Genomic DNA, 7,438 nt, shown 5'->3' with positions numbered 1-7,438 from the left:
CCCCGCCACCGGGGGCCCAGGCAACGGCGGCAGGCCGCGCGGCACCGGCCCGACCGGCGGCAGTGCGCCGTCCGTCCCGCCGGGCGCCACCGACCCCGGGGACCAGTGACCGCCCGGCCCCGCACGAGTACGGCCACTCGTGCGGGGCCGCGGCCCGTCGGCGGACAGTCGTCCTGTTGGTCCGGTTCGGCGCCGGTCCGTTCGTGCGTCCGGGCTGCGTCAGGCCGCCGGGGCGGTGTCGGCGGGTGCGGTGTCCTGGAGCGGCGAAGGGTCCAGGAGCGTCCGGGCCGGGCGCACCGCGCCGACCGGTTCGCCATGTCCGAGGACGGGGACGGTGGCCAGTTCGGCGAGGGTGTCGTCGGTGTCCACCGGCACGCCGAGCCGCCGTAGTGCGGCGGCCATGACCACGGGGCGGGCGCGGGTGGAGCCGTCCGCGATCTTGAGCGCGACGGAGGAGCCGTCGGGGAGCGCCAGGGCGTAGACCCCTTCCGCGCCGTCCTTCGCGACCGAGCCGGGAAGTGCGCGCATCAGGCGGGTCACGTCCCGACCGGTCCCGCCGACGTACTCGGCGTGCCGGTTCATCGCCTGGGCGACCCGCCGTTCCGGGGATCCGGCAGGGCCCGTCGCCAGTGCGGCGAAGGCCCGGGCCAAGCCGCGGTAGCCGATGGCGAACAGCGGTGCTCCGCAGCCGTCCACACCGGTCGCGGCGACCTTCTCGTCGGCCAGGTCCTCGACGGTCTCGCGCAGGGCTCGCTGCAGGGGATGGCGGGGGTCGAGGTAGGTGGCCGTGTCCCAGCCGTTGGCGACACAGGTGGCGAGCATCGCGGCGTGCTTGCCCGAGCAGTTCATCGTCAACGGAGTGGGCCCGCCGCCGGCCGCCAGGTGGTCCCGCAGTGCGGTCTCCCCGATGGGCAGCGCGGCCGTGCACCGCAGTGCGCGGGTGTCGAGGCCGGCACCTTCGAGGATCGCGCGTACGCCGTCGAGGTGGAAGGCTTCGCCGGAGTGACTGGCGCAGGCCAGGGCCAGCAGTTCGCCGTCCAGGTCAAGCCCGGCACGCAGCATGCCGAGGGCCTGGAGCGGCTTGTTGGACGAGCGGGGGTACAGCGGGCGGTCGGTCTCGCCGACGCTCAGCACGGTCCGCCCGTCCGGTCCGGCTGCCAGGACCGTCCCGTGGTGCACCGACTCCAGGAAGTCACCTCGCCACACCTCCGCCACCATCGCGTGCACAGCGCATTCCCCTCTCCTCGGCCCCACGGCCGACAGGACGACTCAAAGTGTCAACAGTTATCACTTTAACGCCGCCTGCGGCGATGCCCTCGCCGGGTACTGACATACTCGGGGGAGGCCCTGTCCACTGTCGTCCACCGACACCCCGGCGTCGCGGCCACCACCCCGGGCACACCCCCTCACCTGGCCGGACGACAGAGCGGCCAGTCCCGAACGGACGGACACCACCCATGTCAGAGACCCTCCGGCGCGGCCTGGCGGGCCAGCTCGTGGGCGCGCTCCGCGAGCGCGTCCTCACCGGTGAGATCCCGTCCGGAACCCGGATCAACGAGGTGGAGGTCGCCCGCGAGCTGGGCATCAGCAGGGGGCCCCTGCGCGAAGCCATCCGGCAGCTCGTCAGCGAGGGCCTGCTGGTGCACGTGCCGAACAAGGGCGCCGTGGTCTTCGAGGCCGGTCCCGAGGAGGTCGAGGCGCTCTTCGAGCTGCGGTCCGCGCTGGAGACCGCGGCCGCGCGCCTGGCCGCCGGGCGGCGCGACCGCAAGGACGTCACAGCCCTGCGCCGGGCGTGCGAGCAGTCGAGGAAGCTCATGACCGGGGGCCGTCGGTTCGCGCACCGCAGCAGTCTCGACTTCCATCGCGCACTGCTCGACGCGGCCCGCAGCCCCCGTATCGCCGAACAGGTGGAGCGCGTGCACCAGCAGATCACCGTGCTCCGCAGCCGGCACAACGTGCCGGCCTCGCACACCGACGCCTCGATAGCCGACCACGAGCACCTTGCGGAGGCCATCGCCGAGGGCCGGGCCGACCGCGCCGCCGAGGTGATGGCCCGTCACCTCGACCGGGTCCGGGAACAGATGATCGCGCACATGACCGGTCAGTGACGCCGCGGTGTCCACCGGCGATGGGCTCGGGCCGAGCCGGGCTAGCGCGCCTCGACCGGCTCGCCGCTGTCCTGGTCCAGGTTGAACACCCGCCGGTAGGAGTCGGTCACCACGGTGATCTGCGAGCGCCCGGTCCAGCTCGCCCCCACCAGCCGGGCGTCCCCCTGGCCCGAGCCGACGTCCGCCAGTGACCAGCGCCGGGCCGCCCAGCCCTCGCCGCTCTCCAGCAGCACCTGCCAGTGCTCGCCCGCCGTCGGCCCGGTGGCGTACGAGCGGTGCACCACCACCAGGGCCCGCTCGGCTCCGGCCGGGGCATCCTCCCGGCTGCGGGTCTCGGCCGCCGACACCTTGTGCGCGGCCAGCGCGCCGAGCAGGAACACCACGCCGGCGGTCACCGTGACCGTCCGGGTGGCCGTCCGGACGGCGCTGCGCAGGTCACCCAGCCAGGCGGCCGCGATCAGCGCCGTCAGCGCCCCGCCGAGCAGCAGCTCCGGCCGGTTGAGCAGGTCGGCGACCACCATCCGCCCGCCCGACCTGCTCTCCCACTGTCCCTCGGTGTAGAGCAGTACGGCGGCCAGCCCGCCGGCCGCCAGCAGCCGGACCAGGACGCGCCTGGCCCGGGACGTCCGTCGGTCGATCGTCTCCCGGTTCATCGTCCCCCCGTTCCCCCGGTTCATCGTCCCCCCGTTCCCGCGGTCACAGCTCGGCGAGCAGCTTGCGGCCCTCCGGCCAGTCGCCCAGCCCGGAGTCGGAGTTGAGGTGCCCGTACGCGCCCGGCTCGACGTACCGGGCGCCCCACGCGGCGGCGAACGCGCGGGCCCGCTCGGTGGAGACCCACGGGTCGTCGGCCGAGGCGACCACGACGGCCGGGAACGGGAACCGCTCCAGCGTCACCGGGCGGAAGTTCACCAGCTCCGGGACCTCGGCGGTGTCGACGTCCGCCGGGGCCACCAGCAGCGCGCCCCGGACGGCGGCGGTCCGCTCGGCGGACGCGGTGGCCACCCAGTGGGCCGCCGTGACGCAGCCCAGGCTGTGGGCGACCAGCACCACCGGGCCCTCGGCGGCGGCTGCGGCCACCGCCGCGTCCACCCGGGCCACCCAGTCCGTCCGCTCCGGGTGGTCCCAGTCCGCCTGCTCGACCCGACGGAAGGACTCCGGCTCGGCCGCCTCCCAGCGGGTCTGCCAGTGCTCGGGGCCGGAGTTCTGATAGCCGGGGAGGACGACGTAGGTGGTGCGGTCGGGCATGGCTCCTCCGGGAGAAGGACGGTAGCGGGCAGCAGGAGTCTAGGACGCGGGCCGCCGGCCCCCGCAGCCGGGCGCCAGGCCGGCGTGCACTCCGCGCAACCGGCGCGCGCACCTGAGCATGCGCCGTTGTGCGCCCGGTGCGCCCCGTTGCCAACGGCGTTGCCGGTACGGGAGGTTGGACCGGGCCAGGGCCGGCCGCCACCGCCCGGCGCCCGTACCCGACCTGAGGCTCGACCACATGGAGGGATGTCGGCGATGACATCGAAGATCCTGCTCGTCACCGGAGACGCCGCCGAGTCACTGGAGGTGTTCTACCCCTACCAGCGGCTGCGGGAGGAGGGCTACCAGGTCGACATCGCGGCCCCGAGCAAGAAGCGCCTCCAGTTCGTGGTGCACGACTTCGTCGAGGGCTTCGACACCTACACCGAGAAGCCCGGCTACACCTGGCCCGCCGACGTGGCCCTCGCCGACGTCGACCCGGCGGACTACGTGGCCCTGGTCATTCCCGGCGGCCGCGCCCCCGAGTACCTGCGCAACGACCCGGACGTGCAGCGGATCGCCCGGCACTTCTTCGCCGCGGACAAGCCCGTCGCCCAGATCTGCCACGGCCCGCTGGTCACCGCCGCCGCCGGCGTGCTGGACGGCCGCCGCACCTCGGCCTACCCGGCGCTGGCCCCGGACATCAAGGCGGCGGGCGCCGAGTTCGTGGACGGCGAGGCGGTGGTGGACGGCGTGGTCGTCTCGGCCCGCGCCTGGCCCGACCACCCGGCGTGGCTGCGGGCCTTCATCGAGGTCCTGCGCACCAAGGCGCCGCTCGCCTGACGCCCGCCCGAGCCGCCGCCGGGCCGCGTTCCCGGAGCCGCATCCCGAACCGTCCCCGGATGCGGCTCCGGGTTCGTTCCGACCGTGACCGCCCTCTGCGGCGCCCGGACCGGATCCACCGCCCCGGCGTCGCCGGGAACGCCGTACCGGACCTCGCCGTACCCGACCTCGCCCGCAAGGCGCGGTGACCGACCCCCTACGCTGACCGGCGACCCAACGGCCCACACCGTCATCAGGAGGACGAGACATGGCAGAGCCGCTGATCGCCGCAGTCGGGGGCAAGGTGCCCGCCGTCGACCCGGGCGCCTTCGTGGCGCCGAACGCCGTCGTGCTGGGGGACGTGACCGTGGCCGCCGGCGCGAGCGTCTGGTACGGCGCGGTGCTGCGCGGCGACGCCGAGTCGATCAGCGTCGGCGCGGGCAGCAACATCCAGGACAACTGCACCCTGCACGCCGACCCCGGCTTCCCGCTGGTGCTCGGCGAGCGGATCTCGGTCGGCCACAACGCGGTGCTGCACGGCTGCACGGTCGAGGACGACGCGCTGGTGGGCATGAACGCCACGGTGCTCAACGGCGCCCGGATCGGCACCGGTTCGCTGGTCGCGGCGGGCGCGGTGGTGCCCCAGGGCATGGTCGTCCCGCCCGGCTCGCTGGTCGCCGGCGTCCCGGCCAAGGTGCGGCGGGAGCTGACCGAGGACGAGCGCGCGGGCATCAAGCTCAACGGCGAGGGCTACCTGCTGCTGGCCGACGCCCACCGGGAGATCGACGGCGTGCCCGACAATTCCCGCTGATCGGACTGGAATCGTCAGACGCGAGGCCGGACCGTCGTCATCGCGGCCGCCGCCGGCTCCGCGGCCGGCGGCACGGGACGGCGCCGGTCGACCGCCCAGGCGAGCACCGCGACCAGCGTCCCCGCGGCGGCCAGGCCCGCGCCGACCAGCGCCGGCGAGGTCCAGCCGAACCCGGCGTCCAGCGCCAGCCCGCCGAAGTACGCCCCCTGGGCGTTGGCCAGGTTGAAGGCGCCCTGGACCGTCGCCGAGGCCAGGGTCGGCGCGCTGCGCGCCTTCTGGAGCACCAGGGTCTGCACGGCCGGCACGATCGCGAAGCCGAACAGGCCGATCAGCACCACCGTGACGGCCGCCGACCAGCGGGCGTGCGCGGTCACCGCGAACAGGGCCAGGGTGGCGGAGAGCAGCACGAAGGCCGCGCAGACGGTGGGGCGCAGTGCCCGGTCGGCGGCGAATCCGCCCAGCACGTTGCCGATCGTCATGCCGACCCCGAACAGTGCCAGCACCAGGGTCACCGAGCCGGTGGCGTACCCGGAGACCTCGGTGAGCAGCGGCGTGATGTAGGTGTAGCAGGCGAAGAAGCCGCCGCAGCCGAGCACCACGGTGGCCAGCGCCAGCCAGAGCTGCCCGCTGCGGAAGGCGCGCAGCTCGTGCCGGAGCCCGGACTGGCCGGGGGAGGGGAGCGCGGGCACCAGCCGGGCGATGGCGACCGTCCCGGCGGCCGCGATCAGCACGACCACCAGCATGGTCGCCCGCCAGCCCAGGTGCTGGCCGAGCAGGGTCGCGGCCGGGACGCCGACGATGTTGGCGACGGTCAGCCCGGAGAACATCACGGCCACCGCCCGGGCCCGCCGGTCCGGCGCGACCAGCTCGGCCGCCGCCACCGCACCCGCGCCGAAGAAGGCGCCGTGCGGCAGCCCGGTGATCAGCCGGGCGGCGGCCAGCGTCCAGAAGTCCGGCGCCACCGCGCACAGCAGGTTGCCGGCCGCGAACAGCCCGGCCAGCCCCACCAGCACCGCCTTGCGCGGCCGTCCGGCGGCCATCGCGGTCAGCAGCGGCGCACCGACCACCACCCCCAGCGCGTACGCCGAGATCAGCCAGCCCGCCTGCGGGATCGAGACGTGGAGGCTGTCGGCGACCTGGGGGAGCAGCCCCATGGCCGCGAATTCGGTGGTTCCGATGGCGAACGCCGTGACGGCCAGCGCGAGCAGCGCGAGAGGCAAGGGGGTGACTCCGGAGTGGTGCCGACGGACCGGGAGTCCGGCGCGGCGGGATGAATTCGTTCGTCCGGCATCCTAATCCGGCCGGATGACGGCCCCGTGAGGTGCGCGTGACGAGAGGGGGTCGCCGACACGGCTCCCGCGCGCGAGACTGGGAGCATGTGCCGCAACATCAAGACGCTGCGACCTCCCGTCACGTCCGACGCCGACGAGGAGGACTTCCGCGCCGCCGCGCTGCAGTACGTCCGCAAGGTGTCCGGGTTCCGCGCCCCCGCGGCGCACAACCGCGAGGCCTTCGACCGGGCCGTGGACGCGGTCGCGGAGGCCACCGCCAGGCTGCTCGCCGAGCTGGAGGTCCGCGGCTCGAACGCCCGGGCCGTCGCGCCGGCCGAGGCCACCGGGTAGGCAGGAGCCAGGTGTGATGAACCCCTCCGAGCGCTACGCCCTCACCTTTCCCGGAACCCCGGGCGGCCAGGCCCCGCAGGACGTCATCGTGGTCGTCCGCACCGACGCGACCGGCCCGGGTGGCCACCCGGTGTACCAGGACGAGAGCGGCATCGTCCGGGCCGAGATCAGCGACGCCGGCGAGGTCCGGATGCTCGCCAGCGGCGGCCACCAGAGCCCGCACCTGCCGGTGCGCGCCCAACCGCTGTCCTGACTGTCCGGCCGGTCCAGGCAACCATGAGTGCGGCATCCCTCCGTCGGGCACAATCGCCGTATGACCAGAGCGAGTTGGCAGGGTGTCGTGATCGCGGAGAGTGACGACACCGTCGTCGTCGAGGGCAACCACTACTTCCCGGCGGAGGCGGTGCACACCGAGTTCCTTCGCCCCTCCGGGACCACCACGGTGTGCGGTTGGAAGGGCACCGCCGGCTACTACACCCTGGAGGTGGACGGGCGGACCAACCCGGACGCCGCCTGGTTCTACGCCGACCCGAAGCCCGAGGCCGAGCACGTGCGCGGCCGGGTGGCCTTCTGGCGCGGGGTGGAGGTCGCCGAGTAGCCGGCCCGGGGCACCGGGTGGTGCCGTTGTCGTGAAAGGGGCACCGGATTCCCATGGCAGTCTTCCGCAGGCCAGGCCGCTCCCGGCCGGCCCCCGAGCCCGACCTGAGCGAGCAGATCGCCGAACTGGTCGAGGAGTCCGAGCAGCCCGCCGGCCAGGGCCCGGTCGCCGAGTACGCGGCGAAGCGGCGCGGCCGGGCCGTGGTCCTGCACGCCGCCCGGCTGCTCGGCCACGGCGGCCGCGCCGCCGCGAG

11 protein-coding genes are annotated in these 7,438 nt (G+C 74.6%); 7 read left to right on the top strand and 4 right to left on the bottom strand.

Features of this window, described 5'->3' with window-relative positions; genetic code table 11:
* Window positions 1-219: 219 nt before the first annotated feature.
* A complete protein-coding gene (locus KS423_RS32775) occupies window positions 220-1,218 on the bottom strand; it encodes an asparaginase (RefSeq protein WP_224283393.1) in 999 nt (332 codons plus the stop codon).
* Window positions 1,219-1,457: 239 nt separating this feature from the next.
* Here KS423_RS32775 and KS423_RS32770 point away from each other — a divergent pair, with 239 nt between their 5' ends.
* Entirely contained in the window at window positions 1,458-2,108 is a 651-nt protein-coding gene (locus KS423_RS32770; protein ID WP_224283392.1) for a GntR family transcriptional regulator, read from the top strand.
* A gap of 41 nt (window positions 2,109-2,149) precedes the next feature.
* Here KS423_RS32770 and KS423_RS32765 read toward each other — a convergent pair whose 3' ends face one another.
* Together KS423_RS32765 and KS423_RS32760 are read right to left on the bottom strand one after the other, a co-directional pair.
* A complete protein-coding gene (locus tag KS423_RS32765; protein ID WP_224283391.1) occupies window positions 2,150-2,761 on the bottom strand; it encodes a hypothetical protein in 612 nt (203 codons plus the stop codon).
* A gap of 43 nt (window positions 2,762-2,804) precedes the next feature.
* Entirely contained in the window at window positions 2,805-3,353 is a 549-nt protein-coding gene (locus KS423_RS32760) for an alpha/beta hydrolase (RefSeq protein WP_224283390.1), read from the bottom strand.
* Window positions 3,354-3,608: 255 nt separating this feature from the next.
* Here KS423_RS32760 and KS423_RS32755 point away from each other — a divergent pair, with 255 nt between their 5' ends.
* Both KS423_RS32755 and KS423_RS32750 read left to right on the top strand, forming a co-directional pair.
* The gene (locus KS423_RS32755; RefSeq protein WP_224283389.1) at window positions 3,609-4,175 is read left to right on the top strand and encodes a DJ-1/PfpI family protein; all 567 of its coding nucleotides are present in this window, start codon (window positions 3,609-3,611) and stop codon (window positions 4,173-4,175) included.
* Between the two features lie 247 nt (window positions 4,176-4,422).
* The gene (locus tag KS423_RS32750) at window positions 4,423-4,965 is read left to right on the top strand and encodes a gamma carbonic anhydrase family protein (RefSeq protein WP_224283388.1); all 543 of its coding nucleotides are present in this window, start codon (window positions 4,423-4,425) and stop codon (window positions 4,963-4,965) included.
* A gap of 14 nt (window positions 4,966-4,979) precedes the next feature.
* Here the strand turns inward: KS423_RS32750 and KS423_RS32745 are convergent, their stop codons facing one another.
* Window positions 4,980-6,185, bottom strand: coding sequence for an MFS transporter (locus tag KS423_RS32745; RefSeq protein WP_224283387.1), 1,206 nt, complete (start codon window positions 6,183-6,185; stop codon window positions 4,980-4,982).
* Window positions 6,186-6,341: 156 nt separating this feature from the next.
* Here KS423_RS32745 and KS423_RS32740 point away from each other — a divergent pair, with 156 nt between their 5' ends.
* From KS423_RS32740 to KS423_RS32725, 4 genes are all read left to right on the top strand, one after another.
* Window positions 6,342-6,587 carry a DUF2277 domain-containing protein gene (locus KS423_RS32740; protein WP_224283386.1) on the top strand — a complete coding sequence of 82 codons (246 nt, stop codon included), beginning with the start codon at window positions 6,342-6,344 and terminating at the stop codon, window positions 6,585-6,587.
* 16 nt (window positions 6,588-6,603) lie between these two features.
* Window positions 6,604-6,840 carry a DUF6296 family protein gene (locus KS423_RS32735; protein ID WP_224283385.1) on the top strand — a complete coding sequence of 79 codons (237 nt, stop codon included), beginning with the start codon at window positions 6,604-6,606 and terminating at the stop codon, window positions 6,838-6,840.
* Between the two features lie 60 nt (window positions 6,841-6,900).
* Window positions 6,901-7,185, top strand: coding sequence for a DUF427 domain-containing protein (locus tag KS423_RS32730; protein ID WP_224283384.1), 285 nt, complete (start codon window positions 6,901-6,903; stop codon window positions 7,183-7,185).
* A gap of 53 nt (window positions 7,186-7,238) precedes the next feature.
* Window positions 7,239-7,438: hypothetical protein (locus KS423_RS32725; RefSeq protein ID WP_224283383.1), on the top strand; the 200-nt coding region annotated here is incomplete at its 3' end.

Source organism: Streptomyces sp. LS1784 (assembly GCF_020103755.1).
Taxonomy (GTDB): domain Bacteria; phylum Actinomycetota; class Actinomycetes; order Streptomycetales; family Streptomycetaceae; genus Kitasatospora.
Note: the sequence above shows the minus strand (reverse complement) of the source record. Positions and strands in the feature narration are given on the sequence as shown.

What these genes read in the sequence shown, in the direction of transcription:
- KS423_RS32775 (WP_224283393.1), bottom strand. Translation starts at nt 1,218, where the DNA reads ATGGTGGCGGAGGTGTGGCGAGGTGACTTCCTGGAGTCGGTGCACCAC.
- KS423_RS32770 (WP_224283392.1), top strand. Translation starts at nt 1,458, where the DNA reads ATGTCAGAGACCCTCCGGCGCGGCCTGGCGGGCCAGCTCGTGGGCGCG.
- KS423_RS32765 (WP_224283391.1), bottom strand. Translation starts at nt 2,761, where the DNA reads ATGAACCGGGAGACGATCGACCGACGGACGTCCCGGGCCAGGCGCGTC.
- KS423_RS32760 (WP_224283390.1), bottom strand. Translation starts at nt 3,353, where the DNA reads ATGCCCGACCGCACCACCTACGTCGTCCTCCCCGGCTATCAGAACTCC.
- KS423_RS32755 (WP_224283389.1), top strand. Translation starts at nt 3,609, where the DNA reads ATGACATCGAAGATCCTGCTCGTCACCGGAGACGCCGCCGAGTCACTG.
- KS423_RS32750 (WP_224283388.1), top strand. Translation starts at nt 4,423, where the DNA reads ATGGCAGAGCCGCTGATCGCCGCAGTCGGGGGCAAGGTGCCCGCCGTC.
- KS423_RS32740 (WP_224283386.1), top strand. Translation starts at nt 6,342, where the DNA reads ATGTGCCGCAACATCAAGACGCTGCGACCTCCCGTCACGTCCGACGCC.
- KS423_RS32735 (WP_224283385.1), top strand. Translation starts at nt 6,604, where the DNA reads ATGAACCCCTCCGAGCGCTACGCCCTCACCTTTCCCGGAACCCCGGGC.
- KS423_RS32730 (WP_224283384.1), top strand. Translation starts at nt 6,901, where the DNA reads ATGACCAGAGCGAGTTGGCAGGGTGTCGTGATCGCGGAGAGTGACGAC.